General features: G+C 45.7%; 13 protein-coding genes. 5 read left to right on the top strand and 8 right to left on the bottom strand.

The window, feature by feature from the left end; all coding sequences use genetic code 11:
* Positions 1 to 24 precede the first annotated feature (24 nt).
* From QFZ77_RS11640 to QFZ77_RS11615, 6 genes are all read right to left on the bottom strand, one after another.
* Entirely contained in the window at positions 25 to 1467 is a 1443-nt protein-coding gene (locus tag QFZ77_RS11640; protein ID WP_307439582.1) for a nicotinate phosphoribosyltransferase, read from the bottom strand.
* A gap of 5 nt (positions 1468 to 1472) precedes the next feature.
* Positions 1473 to 2306, bottom strand: coding sequence for an ammonia-dependent NAD(+) synthetase (nadE, locus tag QFZ77_RS11635; protein WP_307439579.1), 834 nt, complete (start codon positions 2304 to 2306; stop codon positions 1473 to 1475).
* Between the two features lie 69 nt (positions 2307 to 2375).
* Positions 2376 to 2915, bottom strand: a complete 540-nt coding sequence (locus QFZ77_RS11630; RefSeq protein WP_307439577.1) for a cysteine hydrolase family protein — start codon at positions 2913 to 2915, stop codon at positions 2376 to 2378.
* 69 nt (positions 2916 to 2984) lie between these two features.
* Positions 2985 to 3752, bottom strand: coding sequence for an NUDIX domain-containing protein (locus QFZ77_RS11625; protein WP_373462733.1), 768 nt, complete (start codon positions 3750 to 3752; stop codon positions 2985 to 2987).
* A 113-nt stretch (positions 3753 to 3865) separates the two neighbouring features.
* The gene (locus tag QFZ77_RS11620) at positions 3866 to 5962 is read right to left on the bottom strand and encodes a class I SAM-dependent methyltransferase (protein ID WP_307439574.1); all 2097 of its coding nucleotides are present in this window, start codon (positions 5960 to 5962) and stop codon (positions 3866 to 3868) included.
* Positions 5963 to 6052: 90 nt separating this feature from the next.
* Positions 6053 to 6373 (bottom strand): SPW repeat domain-containing protein, encoded by a 321-nt coding sequence (locus QFZ77_RS11615; protein ID WP_307439572.1) that lies wholly within the window; start codon positions 6371 to 6373, stop codon positions 6053 to 6055.
* Positions 6374 to 6631: 258 nt separating this feature from the next.
* On the opposite strand from QFZ77_RS11615, the gene QFZ77_RS11610 reads away from it, so the two are divergent.
* Entirely contained in the window at positions 6632 to 10387 is a 3756-nt protein-coding gene (locus QFZ77_RS11610) for a response regulator (RefSeq protein WP_307439570.1), read from the top strand.
* 85 nt (positions 10388 to 10472) lie between these two features.
* Positions 10473 to 11378, top strand: a complete 906-nt coding sequence (gene trhO / locus QFZ77_RS11605) for an oxygen-dependent tRNA uridine(34) hydroxylase TrhO (RefSeq protein ID WP_307439568.1) — start codon at positions 10473 to 10475, stop codon at positions 11376 to 11378.
* 544 nt (positions 11379 to 11922) lie between these two features.
* Here trhO and QFZ77_RS11600 read toward each other — a convergent pair.
* Together QFZ77_RS11600 and QFZ77_RS11595 are read right to left on the bottom strand one after the other, a co-directional pair.
* The gene (locus tag QFZ77_RS11600) at positions 11923 to 12453 is read right to left on the bottom strand and encodes a hemerythrin domain-containing protein (protein WP_057307139.1); all 531 of its coding nucleotides are present in this window, start codon (positions 12451 to 12453) and stop codon (positions 11923 to 11925) included.
* Between the two features lie 131 nt (positions 12454 to 12584).
* Positions 12585 to 14792: a methyl-accepting chemotaxis protein gene (locus tag QFZ77_RS11595; RefSeq protein WP_307439563.1), complete on the bottom strand. Its 2208-nt coding sequence runs from the start codon at positions 14790 to 14792 to the stop codon at positions 12585 to 12587.
* Between the two features lie 349 nt (positions 14793 to 15141).
* On the opposite strand from QFZ77_RS11595, the gene QFZ77_RS11590 reads away from it, so the two are divergent.
* The 3 genes from QFZ77_RS11590 to QFZ77_RS11580 are packed head-to-tail and all read left to right on the top strand — an operon-like array spanning position 15142 to position 18450.
* The gene (locus tag QFZ77_RS11590; RefSeq protein WP_307439561.1) at positions 15142 to 16599 is read left to right on the top strand and encodes a circularly permuted type 2 ATP-grasp protein; all 1458 of its coding nucleotides are present in this window, start codon (positions 15142 to 15144) and stop codon (positions 16597 to 16599) included.
* Positions 16600 to 16630: 31 nt separating this feature from the next.
* A complete protein-coding gene (locus tag QFZ77_RS11585; protein ID WP_307439559.1) occupies positions 16631 to 17590 on the top strand; it encodes an alpha-E domain-containing protein in 960 nt (319 codons plus the stop codon).
* Positions 17587 to 18450 carry a transglutaminase family protein gene (locus tag QFZ77_RS11580; protein ID WP_307439557.1) on the top strand — a complete coding sequence of 288 codons (864 nt, stop codon included), beginning with the start codon at positions 17587 to 17589 and terminating at the stop codon, positions 18448 to 18450. Before QFZ77_RS11585 ends, QFZ77_RS11580 begins: the two co-directional genes overlap by 4 nt.
* Positions 18451 to 18479: the final 29 nt, after the last annotated feature.

Genomic DNA, 18479 nt, shown 5'->3' with positions numbered 1-18479 from the left:
GGGCGGACCACAACCATGTGCAATCTAATCTTGATGCTCATGAATTAAATCCATTTTCAGCTTCCACAGTGCCGCGCTTAAATTCACACGATAAACTTCCGGATTAAGCTTACGCAAATACTGCGGCCAAAATGACTGCAGCTGCTGCGCATGATAATCTCGAATTTCATCCAATGTGGGCTCCTCATAGACAAGCTTCCCTTGGAGAAAGATAGGGTGGAGCAGTGGAATTGCTTCATAGTCATCAATAAATTTGTAGATATAAGGGTGGATGGGGTCGAACAGCTTGATTCGTTCACCCTTCTTGATATCGACTTCATGCTGAAGTGCCAAATAGTCAGCTTCCGCTTTGCCTGTCTTCTTGTTTATGATCCGGTAAGCTTCCTTGAAGCCCGGATTGGTTACTTTCTCGGGATTGCCCGAGATCTTAATAACCGGCACGAATTCGCCGTTCTTCTCGCGAGCCACCAGCTTGTAAACCCCGCCCAGCGCAGGTTGATCGGCTGCAGTAATGAGCTGGGTGCCGACGCCCCAGACGTCGATCTTCGCATCTTGGGCTTTCAGCCCCTCGATGATGTTCTCATCCAGATCATTCGATGCGACGATCCTCACCTCGGGAAAGCCCGCTTCATCCAGCATACGCCTAGCCTGCTGGGATAAATACGCCAAATCGCCGCTATCCAGGCGAATGGCGTTCATGCTCTTTCCGTGGCTCTGCAGCAGACGCGCCGTCTTGATCGCGTTCGGTACGCCGCTGCGCAGCGTATCGTACGTATCAACGAGCAGCGTCACTTGCTCCGGCAGCGCCTCAGCATAAGCACGGAAGGCTTCCTCTTCCGTGTCGTGGGCCTGCACCCATGCGTGAGCATGCGTGCCTTTGGTCGGGATACCGAACAGCATCCCGGCTCGGAGGTTGGATGTCGCATGAAACCCTGCGACATAGGCCGCTCTTGCGCCCCAGATGGCGGCGTCAGCCTCTTGGGCGCGTCTTGTGCCGAACTCCAGCAGCACATCGCGCGGGGCAACTTGTTTGATCCGCGATGCTTTTGTCGCGACAAGCGTTTGATAGTTCACGAAGTTGAGGATCGCCGTCTCAACCAGCTGCGCCTCGAATATGCTTGCCACTACGCGTACGAGCGGCTCATTCGGGAAGACAAGTGTACCTTCCGGGACAGCCTGCAAGTCTCCACCGAATTTAAATGCGCGCAGCGCCTCTAGGAAATCTTCCCGATAATTCTCTTCCTGTGTCCGCAAGTAGGCGATCTCCTCATCGCCAAAATGCAGATTCTGAATGTAATGAATCACCCGCTCTAAACCAGCGAAGACCGCATATCCGCTCCCGAAAGGCAGCTTACGGAAGTATACTTCGAAAACAGCTTTCTGCTGATAAGTACCCTGCAGCCAATGCGCGTACATCATATTAATTTGGTATTTGTCTGTGTGCAGCGTCAAGTTGTCGTATTTCATAGGATTCATCCTTTCCACCAATTGTCATAGCACGTTACTGGACCCCTGCGTTTATGTTCGGTAACAGCGTAGCGCTCCTCAATCTTCTGCGCAGCAGAAGCGAGCAGGGGGCTTCCTTCCAAGTAGTCATCCAACTGATCGTAAGTGAGTCCGAGTGCTTCTTCATCCGGATGACCTGGTTTTAAATCTTCCAAATCTGCCGTAGGCTTTTTCAAATACAAATGTTCAGGGCAACCCAACTGCTCGAGCAGCAGCTTGCCTTGCCGCTTATTAAGACCATAGATCGGAGCGACATCGCATGCACCATCCCCATGTTTCGTGAAAAATCCGGTAATCGCCTCAGCCGCATGATCCGTCCCCAAAACAAGCAATTGATAGTGCGCGGCCAAATCATACTGCACCTTCATACGCTCACGAGCCTTCACATTTCCTTTGTGAAAATCACTCAGGACCTCACCCGTAGCTTCGGCAAATTGCCGTACGGACGCATCCACTGCCGATTGTATGTTAACCGTTACGACACGGCTAGGCCCAATAAAACGAATTGCAGCCTGTGCATCATCTTCATCTTTCTGGATACCGTAAGGCAACCTTATAGCTATGAATTGATAGGTTTCAGCGCCGCTTTCTGTATTCAGCTCATGGATAGCTATTTGGGCCAGCTTACCTGTTAATGTGGAGTCTTGACCTCCAGAAAGCCCAAGCACGTAGCCTATGGCTCCTGTATGAACCAGATACGCCTTGAGGAATTTTAATCGGCGATCGATTTCGTAAGTCACGTCGATGTTCCCCTGCACAAATAATGAAGCTTGAATCGCTTCTTGCTTAAGATTCCGCATTTTCACCATCTCCTCATTCTCCGTGATTTCTGTCCGATTCATACCTCATCTGCCATCGCAGCTACTGTTTTAACCACGAACAACTTTCGCCCCAAGTGTACCTTGAAAATGCTGCAAGGCCCATTCATGGCCCGTTTGATTAAAACTAGCAACTGCATCCTCATGAACAACAATTTCGAAGCTTTTGTTGTAAGCATCCACCGCTGTATGAAGGACACAAATATCCGTGCAAACACCAACCAAATGCAGCTCATGAATTCCTCTTGCCCTTAAATTAAGCTCCAGCTCGGTGCCGCAGAAGGCGCTGTATCTTGTTTTGTCCATCCAATAAATCTCGTTCTTATTATGCTCATGTACGATTTTCAACTGGCCATATAAATCGCGCCCCGCTGTGCCTCGAATATTATGCGGAGGAAACAACTTCGTCTCTGGATGGAAAGGGTCTTGTTCATCGTGGAGATCTACCGCCATGACCACAAAGTCCTGCTGGGCCAAAAATTGCTCTGTAATTTCACATATTCGCGCTTCAATAGCAACACCTGGTTCCCCACAAGGAAGCTTCCCAACAACAAAATCCACCGTATAATCAATGATTATAAGAGCTCTCATTCTAAACACTCCTTCATTCAGTATAATTGATAGTATTATTAAGACAATATCAAAACAGAAAAGAGAGGCCTAGCTGTAAATAGACAGCTGAGGCACATAATCGGTAAATCGGTACAACTGAGCAGCTCGCTGGGAGTAACGGTTAGACATTTTGCCCTGTCCGTTATGATCCAGTACTTCCTCGATAATCCCTTTGCGACTTTGGGTCGATGTAATTTTACGAATGAAATTCCGTTCCATGAACGTCGGAACGACCGTTTGAATGACTTGATACAGCTCACTCATCGTGAATTCTTCGGACAGGAACTCTCTGGCAATCGTCGTCGTCAGCATCTTCTGCTGAATTTGAGCAAGAGCATCTTTAATAATGATTTCATGATCAAAAGCGAGATCCATCGCCAGCGCCTCATCAATAGGGAAAAGGCGAACATCAGCTGCATCATCAGCGGCTTGACGCTTCTCAAGATGGCGTTCGTGCACGAGCGCGAAGAACGCGTGGGAGATCATCCACCCCCGAGGATCGCGCTGCGGAGTACTATACACATTGAAATATTCAATGTGTACGTCCGAAACCCCCGTCTCCTCCGTTAGCTCGCGCCGGGCGCTCTCTTGAATCGTTTCGGTTTCCATCGAGAACCCACCCGGGAGTGCCCACTGGCCTTCGAACGGCCATTGCTTTCTTTGAATCAATAACACTTGCAGCTCCCGAGTAGGAAGTGACTTCTTCACGGATCCTTTTCCTTCTGAGGTAATCGTAAAGATGACGATATCCGTAGGCGCGCCGTCAGGTGTGCGGTATTTACTTGCTTGGTAGTTGCTTTCATTCTCTATTGGCATGTTCATTAGATCACCTGCTTAATTACAATTCTCTCTATATTGTCAATTTGATAATTTCATTATGACATACTTAAAATTCTTTTGCAATAGGAATTTGACGGTGGGTTAGCTGCTTACTTCTCTATCACAATCAAACACGTGCTATCCGGCAGCGGAACCACGTTTCCATCTTGATCCATGATCCTTACTTTATCCGCCAACGCGTCCGTATACCCTTCCTGGAGGAAGTGTTTGCTCTCCACGATTTCGGCCTCATTACCTAATGTATCCAGGATGAACGCAGTAAACTCGCTTGGGGTAAAGTAACCGAATTGCTCCTGTACTTCATGCACATAAGCTTCTTCACCCCACGTATATGTATAAAGGAATTCCATCGCATCATTCACAGGCATAATGACCTTATCCTTAGCTACGACCTCATACTGAATCGTTCGCCCAGCGAAATCCTTCGCATACCGCTGCAGCAAAGCCATCGCCCCTTCTTGCAGAAATTGAATGGTCCGTTTCTGCTCAGCAGGTTCCGTCATAATACCATCGCGGATAACGATTCGGCCTCCAGGTGCGAGAACATCGAAAGCGCTTCGCAGCGCAGCAGCAACCGTAGCATGGTTGAATTTCTTTCCCGCAAAAGGGATGTAAGAATATAATTCGTGCAGGATCGATGAGAAAATAACAGTGTCGATTGAGCCCGGCTCTACATACTGCTTGAGATCAAGTGCATCCCCCTTCATAACGTCCCACCGATGCCCCTCCAGCTGCTTTTTGCGTTCCAGCGCTTCAATCACATTCGACGAAATGTCAATCCCAATCGGATGCTTGTCCGGCAAATACTGCTCAATGAGATCCAGCATAACCCCGCCGCCAGGTCCTATATCAACAACCCGCTTCCCAACAACGTAATCCAGCATCATCTTCTTATAGTCAGCCGTTTGGTTCATCGTGGCTAAGTATTCTTCCTCGTTATGAAAACGGTCATAGGCATCTCTGCGCAATTCGAACAGATCGAACAGAAGCAGAACGGCCTTTTCATAGAGGGGAGATTTCTCTGCTTCCACACAAAACTCAATCAGCTTCTCAGCTGCAGGAGAAAATTGGAAGGTAAAGAATATCGTGTCCGGGAGCTGCAGCTTTCGATCAATGAGGTGCTTCAGATGGGCATTGCTCCACTTATCATCCGGTTTGAACTTTGGAGATAATTCCAACGGATCCTTCACCAAATCATCCCAAGCAAGCTCACTCAAATATTTCTCAATCATCCTCTTCTTATACACGTTTACCTTTTTGCTGCCCTTGTAATCGTAATACATCGTATTCATCAAAGGTTCGAAGCTAATGTGTTGAATGGAATCCGCTTGTCCACTTGAAAACTGGATAATCAGGAATACTTTCACCAACTGCTCCAAAGAGAATTCTTGCAGGGCCGCTTCTACAAACCACAGAGTTCTACCATCCATAAATAATGTCAATGCATCTAATGGAACTTCATCCAGCAGCTTCCCATATTCGGCATCAAAGTTTTCTCCCTTTTGAATCGTGTTTCCCCGTAGTCTGGCAAGGCGATCCTTTATAGCAGGCTCTTTTTCCAGAGAATCGGATACGATCTGCTCTATTAATGATTCTACTTGAGCACGAACGGATTGCCAGAGTTCTTCTGACACACCTGCAATAATGCATTGATTCAGCGGCAAGAGCAAGCCTCTTAATTCATCAGCTGAAAGCAAGTTATCCTTCATCAAACGAATTAACGGTGCATGTTCTCTAAGCGGAACTTCGCCACGGATTGTTTGACCAATTAGCCCATGCGTGTAGATTAACGTATGTATGACAGTTGACTGAGCGCTTGGATTTCCTATATCAAGCTTATACAGCTGCGCGGAACCCAGGTTATGGGCATAAAGATGAATACCGGCGTCTTGCCACATGAAACGGTCTTTTGAAGTCCCACCCTTCGCTACTTCAGACCAGATCAACACCTCTTCTAGTAAATCTTTCTTCCAAAAGGACAACGCTAGCCCGTCCAAAATATGTAATGTCCGCTCAACATAATCAAGCACAGGGTTCGCCTGTGCCAGCTCCTGGATCGACTGAATCCGCTCGAAGTTAACGATGCGCTCCTCCGCCGAAACGATATAGGTTAACCATTTAGGTTGATCTGCGGCATTGGTGTCCCCTGCCCGATACCTTTTTATTAATTCTAATGAACTTAACATGCCGGTATATATCCTCCCATTCCTACCTATCACTATATGACTAGTATAAACCAACCTCATGGCAATCTCACGTTTGCGCATTCGACTACTTCATTGATGATCGGCATATAGATTGGCATAATTGACAAGTATGGTCATAAAGCCAAACACGACAAATGAAAAAAAGGCCAGTAAATCCAAATGATACACGTTGGGAACGACAATGAAAACAGCACCAATAATAAAACAAAGCCAATTTTGCCAAACTTTTTTACCGGTTTTCCCAAGGGCCATCAGAGATCCTACGAACTGCAAGCTGCCAAGCAGCGCGCACGTGTAAAGTGCATTCGTATGAGCTTCAAAGCCGAACACCCAGGGACTCACCAGAAACCAAAGGCCCATACAAGCGGACAATACGTTTTTCAAATACATCGTCTGCTGCCACCTCCTATTTTACGAGATGCAATAGTATACGCAAACGCTTTCAGTATGGTGAAATGGAAAAGCCTCCAGCTCACCCAAATAAATAGGCAGCTAGGTGCCAATTCCCCCCAAATAATGAATGAATGATCCAACTATGATGTATACTCAAAGCAATCATCATAATCTTTATTCATTAAATATCTTACCTTACATACATTATAAAACTGTTAGATTTGCTAACAGTTGGAAATTTCACGGAGGTTACTCATGTCATCATCTTTACGTTTCAAACTTGTCTCATTGCTTGTTCTTATCACTTGCATTTCGCTAACAGTCGTAGGGATTACAAACTATCGGCTCTCGAGAGATAAACTGATTCACCAAATGAAAGAGCAATCGATAACTTCCGTTTCCAATTCCGCTCAAAATTTTTATGATTTCTTATCCATTCGTTTGGCCGAAGTGGAACTATTAAGCCGGGTAGATGTTATGAAGCATGGGACGCTTGAGGCGCAGCTCCAATTTTTGGCCCAAGAATTAAAAACAGGCGCTAATCGCTATCATTCCATGGGAATTATAGATCTCAATGGCTATATGACTCTCACTACTGGACAAACACTTTACGCAACAGGGGAACGAAAATTCCAAGAGGCTCTAAAAGGGAAAACATTCATCTCTGATCCTGAAATCGGTAAATTAACCGGTACCTACATCATTTCCATTACCGCACCTGTCTTCAATGAGAAAAACGAAGTGACGAGTATCATAAACATCTCTCTTGATGCGGAACAAACCTTTTTCGAGCATCTTCATACCCCTTTGGAGAAGGGCGAAATACTTATCGTGAACCAAGAGGGACTCATTCTGTATCATACCGATCCACCTCAAATTTTGAATCTTAATATTTTCACAGAATACCCTTCACTTATGCCAGCCTTTCAAAAAGCGTTACAGTCGAATGAAGGATTTCTGGACGAATCTTATAACGGTGGACAAAAAGCTCGGTGGTTTTATGCGCGTGTACCTCAATTAGATTGGTACCTCGCTTACTCCGTGCCCGTTTCAGCATTCGAAGCTCCCACGAGCCCCTTGCTTTGGTCGACTATCGGATTAATTGTGATGACGGCCGTGGTCATCTTTTTCCTTATTTACTTGACTGCTAATACACTGATTATTAAACGCATCAAGCAAATTCTCCATGTCACAGAATCAGTCGCTGCGGGTGATTTCTACATAAAACCGCTTATTTTCAAAAGCAAAGATGAGCTGGGTGCTCTTGCCCATTCTGTGAATGGAATGATAGAAAACTTACGTGAGCTATTCGAGCCGTTCGAAGCCTTTATTCATCACAATCAATATGCCATGATCGTGACTGATCCTTCCTTTACTGTTAATCATCTCAACAGTAGAGCTGTACAGCTTCTTGGCTATTCTTTAGCAGAAGTTCATAAGAAAGCAACGCCCCTCCTGTGGTTGGATCAAGAACAACTGATTGAAAGAGCCGCGCAATACTCGTCAGAGCTTGGGGAATATGTTCCAGCTGATTGTACAGCCCTAGTGATCCGAACATTACATCACCTAAAAGAGGATTCTGAATGGACTTGGCATCACAAAGATGGCACTCGTTTCTTCGTTCAGGTTAGCGTCAGCAGCATTACACATCCGAATGGCGAGCTGAAAGGGTTCGTATTCATCGCTCGAGACATTAGCGATATTAAGGAGAGCAATGAGTCTAGGGAGAGGCTGTTAACGATTGTAGAAAGCGCACGTGATTCCATTCTCTCCTTTGATGAGAAAGGCTATATTTTTTATATGAATCAAGCTGGCAAGAGCACAATTGGATTAGATAAACAGCAATCTGTCGGCAACCATTTTAGTGAATACGTAGATATCCAGAATGACATCAATATTGAAGAGGGTCTGGACATTGCCATTCGGGAAGGATTCTGGGAATTTGAAGCTGAGGTCCTAACGAAGGATCAAAGGCAAATATTCATTTCCGTTATCATCGTACCCCATTGTCCAGCAGACAAGGGAGAGCGATATTTCTCAGCCATTACGCGAGATATTACGGACCAAGTACATTCCAAAGAGGAGCTCATTCGAGCGAAACAAGAAGCGGACGAAGCTAATCTAGCTAAAGGGATTTTTCTGGCTCGTATGAGTCATGAAATTCGGACACCGCTTAATGGCATCGTCGGACTATCCTACTTGATGGAGCGAACAATCATGTCTCCGCTTCAAAGGGATTATATAAGTAAGATAGCGAGATCCTCGATGTCTCTATCCAATATTATTAATGACATTCTGGACTTTTCGAAGCTCGAGGTGGACAAGCTAGCTATTGAACATCATGCGTTCCAGTTGGATGAGACCATTGACCGTGTTTGTGAAACCCTTAGCGTACTGCTTGGCCACAAGCCGGTTGATTTTATTTGTGATATCCGAGACAATGTGCCGCTAGGACTCATTGGGGATTCACTACGCATGTATCAAGTTCTACTAAATCTAACTAGCAACGCGATAAAATTTACGGAGCAAGGTACAGTCACACTGCGTGTTTACGTGGAACAACTCCAAGATGAAGAAGTTAGAATTGGCTTTACCGTCAGCGATACAGGTATCGGGATGGAAGAAGAACACCTATCCAAGCTGTTCCAGCCGTTTGTTCAAGCAGATGAAGTAACGAATCGAAAATTCGGTGGAACGGGTCTCGGTCTTGTTATCTCTAAGAATATTATTGAGAATATGGGCGGCACCATCGAGGTGTCAAGTCAACCAGAGCTCGGCAGTGAATTCCGGATTAGCTTGCCTTTCTCGTTGTCCTTGCAACCTATAAAGACTCAGTCAATCCTCCCGCTGCGCACATTAATTGTGGAAGATCACCCTGGTCTAAACCAAGTGCTTGTTCGTACCCTTCAATCCATGTGTACAGAAGCTGCCGGTGTTTATTCTTGGAAAGAAGCAAGGAATGCCATTGATGATATTCCCGTAGATGTGATCCTGCTTGATATGGAAGCTGTCGATATGTACGGAGAGGAAGTATGGCTAGGCATGCTTGAAGCATGCACCCGAATGAACATTTTAACGATTATTTACACCACTTTATCGGGCAGGGATGCCTTGGAGCAGTTGCCCGCACACTCTGCTCCGCATGCAATTTTGGTCAAACCTATCTCACGGATCGTACTGTACCAGACGCTGCAAACACTAACAGGCATCCATGCCGATGAGAAACTCTTATCTACGACAGAATTCCTGCATACAGCAGAAACAATGACATCCTTTCATCGCATTCTGCTAGTCGAAGATAATGAAATTAATCAAACGGTCGCTCGATCGCTGCTGGAAAGCAGTATGAATTGTGACGTTCAATTGGCTTCCAACGGCTTCGAAGCATTAAATGACTTAGAGAATAATGGTTATGACTTGATATTAATGGATATCCATATGCCCGTTCTAAACGGCATTGAGACTACCAGACGAATTCGTCTTGAGCCTAAATGGATGCACATTCCTATTATTGCTTTAACCGCGGACTCTACTTTGGAGAAGCGTTTAGATTGTATTCGCGCTGGTATGAACGATGTGATCTCTAAGCCTATCATTCCTAGCCGATTGTTTGCAGCCGTCGATGCTGTTCTTAGCGATAAGAATAGGATGGCTGTCCCTGGACTGGATATGGAAGAAGCACTCGGACGGCTTGGCGGAAAAACTGAGATCTATCACGAAATGCTGCGAAAATTTTATAGTCAATCCGCTCCTATTATTACACAATTAACCATTGCGATTCATAAAGGGGACTATGCCGAAGCCATAAGTCTGCTCCATGTGCTGCGCGGCTCTTCTAGCAACCTGTCAGCCAATCGGGTATTCGCCGCGGCAACTACCCTTGAAGAAATGTTAGAACATAACGCTGGGCTCGATGTAACAATTACCAGCATGGTACAGAACCAACTTCTATCGGTTGCCATTGCTCTGGAGGAAGTTTTTCATTCCATCCAAAAATTGCTGTTAGATTGAAAAATACGCTGATTTATGTCACTATATGTTTATGCTTTTTTCTGTTTGAGCATGCAATTTATACGTATAGGTGGTTAAGTTAATCATGACAGTAGAAGGCGCTCCATATCGCATTTTGTTGTATTATAAATTCGTTACCGTCATAGATCACGAAGCTTTAGCTCAGGAACATTTGGCTTATTGCAAAAAGCTCGGAATTAAAGGCCGTATCCTTATCGCTCCCGAAGGCATTAACGGAACGCTTTCAGGAACGGCCCAGCAAACCGAAGCTTACATGGCGATGATGCGTCAAATGCCACTGTTCAAAGACATGATCTACAAGATAGATGAAAGTGAACAGCATGCTTTCAAAAAGTTATTTGTTCGTCCTAAAAAGGAACTCGTCACTTTCCGACTTGAAGAAGACGTGAATCCGAACGAACTAACCGGCACACATCTGAAGCCAAAGGAATTCTACGAGAAGCTCCAGCATGAAGATGTCATTGTCCTTGATGGACGCAACCATTACGAGTACGATATCGGACATTTCCGAGGCGCCATTCGTCCAGAGGTTGAGACTACGAAGGAATTCCCGGAATGGATTCGCAATAACCTCCAGGAATTTAAGGACAAACCCATTCTCACGTATTGTACCGGCGGTATTCGCTGTGAGAAGTTATCAGGTTTCCTTTTACAGGAAGGCTTCAAAGAGGTTTATCAGCTGGATGGCGGTATTGTGAGCTACGGGAAAGATGAAGATGTTCAAGGTCGCTTATTCGATGGTAAATGCTACGTCTTCGACGAGCGGATTTCAGTCCCAATCAATAGGACAGACGAAGATATTGTCGTAGGCAAATGCTACCACTGTGGAACAGCAGAAGATCGCTACATCAACTGTGCGAACGATGCTTGCCACTTGAAGCACATCTGCTGTGAAGCCTGTGAAGAGAAGCATAATAGCTTCTGCTCGAAGGAATGCGAAGAGAAAACGATGAGTACACTTGAAGCATAAGCTTTATGCCAACTAATACAAATAACCTAAGGCGCTGCCTTAGGTTATTTGTATTAGTTGCTAAGCGTTTCAATAGCACTTCCCAACAACTTACTCATCCCTATTTCTGTTCTATCAACTGTTGACCAAATACTACGGTAGCCAGCTTTACAAGGCAAGGTGATACTTTCGCGGAACGTGAGTCCGCATTTTACCGAAAACGCCCGAATTCGAGTATAAAAGGAACGACGATTCGTTAAATTGTACAAATTGAAGTTAGACTAAACAGTAGACACAAACTAAGGAACAGAAAAGGACCGCTCAGCTACTGAGAGAAGGCGAGTTAGCGGGTTTGCGTCCTGAGAAGGTAGAAAAAGCTGTCTCGGATGCCCGAATGCAGCGAAAGTGGCGCGAGACGTCTGAAAAGGACCGCTCAGCTACTGAGAGAAGGCGAGTTAGCGGGTTTTGCAGCTTGAGGAGGCCATCAACGTCTCGCACCACTTTATCTTTCAAAAAAAGGGTCCTCCACAAGTCAAATGACTTGAGAAGACCCTTTTTTATGTACTTAAGCTAATTGTTCCACAATACGATCGGTGAGCGGATACACAAGCTCCTCTTCTAAGGTGAAATGTTTGAGCAGTATTAAGCAAGCTGTCATTAGTTCCGATGCCATCAAATGTAAAAACTCCTCATCTATCGGTACTTTCATCGCATTCACACCATCAACGAAAGCCTGCACAACTCTTTTCGCCAAGTCATGATCCTGCTCTAAAACAGTCATGGAACGAGAGACAGACAGCGCTGTTGTTGGTTGTAAATAAGATTGCAGAAGAGGAAATAGTTCTTTTTCTTCCCATTCCGAATGCTGTTCCAGCTCTTCAACAAGAGAAAGTATCAGATCTTGGAGTTCAATCAGCTTACACATTCCTATTGAGCAATCCTCGAGGGAGTACAAGGAAGCAGCCATCGTTCGGATCTCGGAGAGCTGCTCGCGCATCTGCACATGCTCCTCCTTCAGACGCTCTACGAGCATTGGAAAATAGCCGGGATCCATCATGTACTCCCTATTCGTTCGAATGCTCAAACGGTCATTCATTAGACATCCTCCTTCGAGTTTTCGTTAGAAAACTTACTTCGTAAGCATAAAAAGGCTAACCCATTCCGCATTATCATTGTATGCAGGATGGGTTAGCTAACATGCGCAGGAAATGTCTTAGAAACAAACCGTTATCGAATGCGGCTCTCCGTTAAATGAAATTGATTTACAAGCAGGAGCAGCGATTCCGTAATCGCGCCAACATCTCCCGTCGTTTGGCGCACGTGAAGCATATCCTGCAGAAGCTCTTGCACCGTACGCTCAACCTCCGCCGAGATTTGGCGATTCTCCATGCTTACTGCTGCTACCTTCTCCATCAGCGCCACCACTTCATCCACCACCTGTGTCTTCATGGTGTCGTGCGCGTTCGCGCTGCTGAGAATTTCAGACGCCGCCGCCACAATTTGCGTCCCCTCCAGAACAACCTTGGTGCCTTCTTCCATCGAAACGAAGGCTTCATTCGCATGACGTTCAATATGCTCAATGGTGTCATTGATTTCCATTGTCGACTTCTTGGTCAACTCAGCCAGCTTGCGAATCTCTCCGGCCACGACAGCAAATCCCTTCCCGTGTTCACCTACCCTCGCGGCTTCAATGGAAGCATTCAGGGAAAGCAGATTGGTTTGAGCGGAAATCTCCTCGATGACCTTAAGCAGCTTGGGAATTTCTTGCGTCGTTTGCAAAAAAGTTTGAATGGTACGATTCGTTTCAGCTACTTTCGCCGAAATATGATTCATCTTTTCGCCAATACGATCCACTTCATCCTGTGCCACAGCAATTTGACCCGAAGCCTTTTCTTCCAATTCGCGCAGTGTCCCGCTCATATCCTGCGTTACATCCTTCGCGACATCGAGGTCCTTGAGCTGACCACGCAGCGAACGAATCATATCATGAATCTTGGTGCTCATTCGTCCAGTCGATTGCTCCGTTGAACCCGTCGATTCATTCATACGTTCCTGGCTGAGCTGAACTTCAGCCGCGGCTTGTTTCACCTGCAGCATAATACCCTCAAGGGAATCGATCATATTATTAATCCATTTCGCTAATTCCCGCGTCTCATCACCAGCGAACTCCTGTACTTGCAGGCGCTGTGTCAAATCTCCGCTACCCTCTGCATTAATACGGATAAACTTATTCATTTGCGCGAGCTGCCTTACAATCGGCCTGCTGCCTTTTTGCCTTATTATGCTTGCGCCTATTCCTCCATACACAAGACTTACAGCAGCCATAATTACTGATCCCCATGCACTGGAAACTTGTCCATTCAGCAGCCAAAAGCCCCCTGCTGAGAGTAGTATATATCCTACAATGAACCGCAGCTGCAGCTTAAGCAATTTCCAGTCGATACTGCGAATCCGGTATACTTCCTCTAGATCGCCTTCACACATCATCCCCCAAACATCCGGGCAGTGCGGAAGCTGGAAGGTAACACCTTTGCCAATAACAGAAATATGCCGGTAATCGGAATAACCAGGAAACTCTACGAATAGATTATGTCCCTTTGCAATCGTCCCAGCAACCCCCGGATGAAGCTGTCCCGTTGCCGGATCCGTAAAAATGAGCTCAAGCTCCGTATGCTCCTTTACACCGACAATGCCGTAATCTGTGCGGACGCCGTCTTTTAAATTGTCACCATGGGTAAAGGCAAGATCCTCAAAACGGCTTCGAGATAACGCTGTACCTGGGGCAATCTGTTTATTTAACACAGGCTTCGCCATAAATAAATAATTATCTCCGGAGTCCGGATACACATGTCCTGATTCACGCTGGATCAGATCGCCGAGCACATCGTTCGGGACACGTCCGCAAATGGCCCCTTTCCATATTCCGTTAACCATTATAGGAGTAATAAATGCAAGTGTCATAGCATCGTGAAACGGTGAAGTGCTTGGCCCTAGCTTTAATGTAAGGGGATCGGAATAAGGTCCGAATAAGCATTTCTTGCCTTTACGTGCTTCCTCTAGCCCTTTTGTAAGATCACTTCCTGAATCATATGATTTCCCAACATGAGTGGGGGACGTGGAGTATATCACTTCTGCTTTTTCATTCACTATAAAGATCTCCGATAAATCAGCCCCGCTCTTTGATGCAGCTGTCAGCAACCGTTGTACCATCGAACTATCCTGTATCAAACCTGTATGTCCAGGCTCAGAATCAGAGAGCTGCTCGTGCAGTCGATCCAAATTGGACCAATAGGACTCTACCCAGCTCCGTAAAATTTCAATTCTCGTATGCGCAATCCCTTCGAAGATATGTTCCACATCTTCCTTGAGGTGACGATTCAGACGATACGACCACCACAAAGGCAGACCTTTTCGAAACCCAAGCCAATCAAACATACCCCAACCCCCTATATTCACAATTTGCGTGTGACTTTATATAACATGTACTTATTCGACATTCTATAGCTGATTCCGACGTAAATCAAGATAAAAACAGAAAATTCTTGAAACTTTCAAACAATTGATCTATTTGTGCATTTCTTGTCAGTTAATTTATATGTCATGTATATTGACATAATTTTCTGATAAATTTACAATATAATAAAAATCATTATTTTTCCATTAATCCGTGTCATATTACCTAACGCAAAATAAGAACTTAGATCAGAAAGGAGGCCTGGTTTCTGCTTCGGACCCATATCCTAACGTAGCTTCCGAATGCATAGCTAAGAAACCAGGAGCTGCGATGTCCAAACCTGAGAATCTGGTCACCACCCCCTATGATCCCCGTCCTTTTTTTGATGAGATGTTTGTGAATTCGTATTCGGTAAGATCACATTATCAAAATGTTTTCCTTCAGTTCATGTCCATGAAGGCAGGAAATTTGAGCAAGCGCCAAACGGCCACCATGAAACGCATGATGGAAGAAGGAATTACGTTTACACTCTACAGCCCTGATCAAGCAGAAGCATTGGAAAGAACCATCCCTTTCGATCCGATCCCACGAATCATTCCACGGGATGAATGGCTTAAGCTAGAACGAGGGCTTCAGCAGCGTGTTAAGGCGCTTAATCTATTTCTCAAGGATATTTATCATGACCAATGCATTTTAAAGGAAGGTATTATCCCTAGGAAAATGGTCCTTTCCAACTGCTATTTCCGACCTGAAATGATGCGATTATCCATCCCGAATGATGTGTACGTAACGGTATCAGGTATTGATTTAATTCGCGATGAGCATGGCGAATATTTCGTTCTGGAGGATAATCTGCGATCACCTTCAGGCTTCTCCTATTTGTACAAAAGCCGTTCCATCATGACGCACTTATTCCCTGAGCTCGTTTTTAGCCATTCGATCCAAGATATTGAGCACAGCTTAAATGTGTTTCTATCCGCATTGCGCAGGCTAAGCCCTTCGGGCAAATCCGATCCTGTCATTGGCTTACTGACCCCAGGTTGCTACAATTCGGCCTACTTCGAACATACGTTCCTCGCGCAGCAAATGGGCATACAGCTTGTGGAAGGACACGATCTCGTCGTCATTGATCATAAGGTATATATTCGCGGGATCAAGGGGCTCCGCCAAATCGATGTCTTATATCGAAGAATCGACGACGATTTCTTGGATCCGCTCGCTTTTGATCCGAACTCGATGTTAGGTGTCGCGGGGATCATGAATGCCTATCGCGCGGGTAATATTAACATCGTGAATGCCCCTGGAACAGGCGTGGCCGACGACAAAGCTATTTATGCCTATGTTCCAGACATGATTCGATACTATTTGAACGAAGAACCTATCCTGAATAATGTGCCTACTTATATCCTTTCTAGACCTGAAGAACTTGATCACGTACTGCAGCATCTAGATGAAATGGTCGTCAAAGAGACATCGCTCTCCGGTGGTTACGGTATGCTCATTGGGCCTTCGGCCTCTGAGAGTGAGTTGGCTGATTTTCGGCTTAAAATTATAGCGAATCCTGATCGTTATATCGCTCAACCAACGATCCAGCTTTCCAGAGCTCCTGTCATGATGGACGGCCAAATGACTGCGCGGCATATCGATCTTCGGGCCTTCGTCATCGCTGGCGAGAGCATTCAGGTTATACCTGGCGGACTCACTCGGGTAGCGCTTAAAGAAGGTTCACTTGTGGTGAACTCCTCGCAAGGCGGGGGATGTAAGGACACTTGGGTCACTAATTCATAGAGAAACAAATATTGATTGGAGGCAAGCGTTCATGGTGATGATGGGACGTACAGCGGAAGCTTTATTCTGGATCGGCAGGTATACGGAAAGAACGGAGAATCACGCAAGACTAATCGACGTGTATTATCATATTCGCGAGGAGAAGGAGACTAGCAGTGATCAATCGTGGAGCCGATTAATTGATACGATTGGCGATCGTGCCGCGTTTACTGAGCAGTACGGGAGCTTCACCGAGCAGCATGTCCTCCAGTATATTACACTCGATAAAAATAATTCGAATTCTTTGCTCGCTTGCACCAACCATGCTCGCTCCAACCTTCGTAATATTCGTGAGAAAATGCCCGCAGAGCTGTGGGATATCATGAATGGCCTGTATCTGTGGCTAAAAGAAAAAGAAGTACGTGATATCACAAACGATTCACCTCATTTGTTCTATCGTTTCATTCGGGACACCTTGTCTATGTTTCAAGGGGCGTCCATATCCGTTATGCCGCGTCAAAATGAATGGCACTTCGTGGAAGCCGGAAGATATTTGGAGCGTGCTGAGAACTTGCTGCGCTTACTCCAATCGTTATGTCATGATTACGCTAGGGAAGAGTTCTCTTCTTACCCGCTTATGCTGTCCGTATTGAAGTCGGTAAGCGGTTATGAGTCGTATCGCAGAGAACATGCAGACATAGTTAATCTAAGCAGCATTATTAAATTTCTGATGCTTCATGAAACGTTTCCACGCTCGGTTAGCTTCTCTTTCCAATCCCTGGAGCGTTCCTTACAGGGCATTCAAATGGAGGACCCCGATTTAAGCCTTGCTGTACACCGGCTCGCTAAGCTAGCGGGAAAAGTAAAGGCTAACCTTGCTTGCATGGACGAAGATGATATTTTATCCGGCAAATTGGAAATGACTTTAAGTGCACTGAGGGAATCCTGCAACGTGATGGGGTTAAGGATGTCAAAAGTCTTTTTTCCCTCCCGGGAAGAGGTCATCGCATGAAAAAGCTGGAGATTACGCATATCACACGCTATTCCTACACCGATACAGCGCAGGACAGTGTCAATGAAGTTCGTTTAACGCCTCTCACTGACAATCGTCAAGCCTGTTATCACCACGCCATCACCACGGAGCCTGCTTCAGCTTTCTTTACGTACTCGGATTTCTTTCATAATCGCGTACATGCTTTTACAGTCAATAAACTTCATCGCGAGCTAACTATTAAAATGGTGTCCACCGTCGTCACGAACGACAACGATAACATCCCATCAGGCGTCGTTTCTCCCTTAGAGGAGAAAGTGATGAGACTTAGCGATGACTTCCAGAATCAACACGCTGAGTACTTACTGCCTACCAGTTATACGGGTTTGACCCCTGAACTCAAAGCTTACTCAGATGCCATTTCAGATCAAGATAGAAGTTTATACGAATTACTGCGTACGATCTATACAACAATTCATCGCGACTTCACCTATGATTCTTCAGCCACTTCCGTACAGACTACCGTTGGAGAAATGCTTCAATTTAAGCGTGGTGTTTGCCAGGACTACTCTCATTTTATGATTGCCATTTGCCGGGATAAAGGGATTCCTGCTAGGTACGTTAGCGGTTATCACTTTGTTGGCGATCTACAAGGAGGCAGCACGGAATTCACCCAAGCCTCACACGCATGGGTTGAGTGCCTGATCCCGGGAACTGGTTGGTTCGGATACGACCCTACGAACAACTGTGAGGTCAATTGGCGCTATATTAAGCTCGGACACGGCCGCGACTACAATGATATCGTTCCCGTCAAAGGCGTCTATCGCGGTGCCGGTCAGCAAGATTTGGAAGTCATTGTTGATGTAAAGCTGATTGAGTAGTTCCTTCCACGTACGATTCAGCGTTGCTG

This window comes from Paenibacillus sp. V4I3, from assembly GCF_030817215.1.
GTDB lineage: Bacteria > Bacillota > Bacilli > Paenibacillales > NBRC-103111 > Paenibacillus_E.
The sequence above is the reverse complement of the archived record's forward strand: the minus strand, read 5'-3'. Positions and strand labels throughout refer to the sequence as shown.

Excerpts from the sequence above, each read along its gene's own strand:
- QFZ77_RS11625 (WP_373462733.1), bottom strand. The coding sequence starts at position 3,752 with ATGCCAATAGAGAATGAAAGCAACTACCAAGCAAGTAAATACCGCACA.
- QFZ77_RS11620 (WP_307439574.1), bottom strand. The coding sequence starts at position 5,962 with ATGTTAAGTTCATTAGAATTAATAAAAAGGTATCGGGCAGGGGACACC.
- QFZ77_RS11640 (WP_307439582.1), bottom strand. The coding sequence starts at position 1,467 with ATGAAATACGACAACTTGACGCTGCACACAGACAAATACCAAATTAAT.
- QFZ77_RS11590 (WP_307439561.1), top strand. The coding sequence starts at position 15,142 with ATGTCCAAACCTGAGAATCTGGTCACCACCCCCTATGATCCCCGTCCT.
- trhO (WP_307439568.1), top strand. The coding sequence starts at position 10,473 with ATGACAGTAGAAGGCGCTCCATATCGCATTTTGTTGTATTATAAATTC.
- QFZ77_RS11600 (WP_057307139.1), bottom strand. The coding sequence starts at position 12,453 with ATGAATGACCGTTTGAGCATTCGAACGAATAGGGAGTACATGATGGAT.
- QFZ77_RS11595 (WP_307439563.1), bottom strand. The coding sequence starts at position 14,792 with ATGTTTGATTGGCTTGGGTTTCGAAAAGGTCTGCCTTTGTGGTGGTCG.
- QFZ77_RS11630 (WP_307439577.1), bottom strand. The coding sequence starts at position 2,915 with ATGAGAGCTCTTATAATCATTGATTATACGGTGGATTTTGTTGTTGGG.
- QFZ77_RS11585 (WP_307439559.1), top strand. The coding sequence starts at position 16,631 with ATGGTGATGATGGGACGTACAGCGGAAGCTTTATTCTGGATCGGCAGG.
- QFZ77_RS11580 (WP_307439557.1), top strand. The coding sequence starts at position 17,587 with ATGAAAAAGCTGGAGATTACGCATATCACACGCTATTCCTACACCGAT.
- nadE (WP_307439579.1), bottom strand. The coding sequence starts at position 2,306 with ATGCGGAATCTTAAGCAAGAAGCGATTCAAGCTTCATTATTTGTGCAG.
- QFZ77_RS11615 (WP_307439572.1), bottom strand. The coding sequence starts at position 6,373 with ATGTATTTGAAAAACGTATTGTCCGCTTGTATGGGCCTTTGGTTTCTG.
- QFZ77_RS11610 (WP_307439570.1), top strand. The coding sequence starts at position 6,632 with ATGTCATCATCTTTACGTTTCAAACTTGTCTCATTGCTTGTTCTTATC.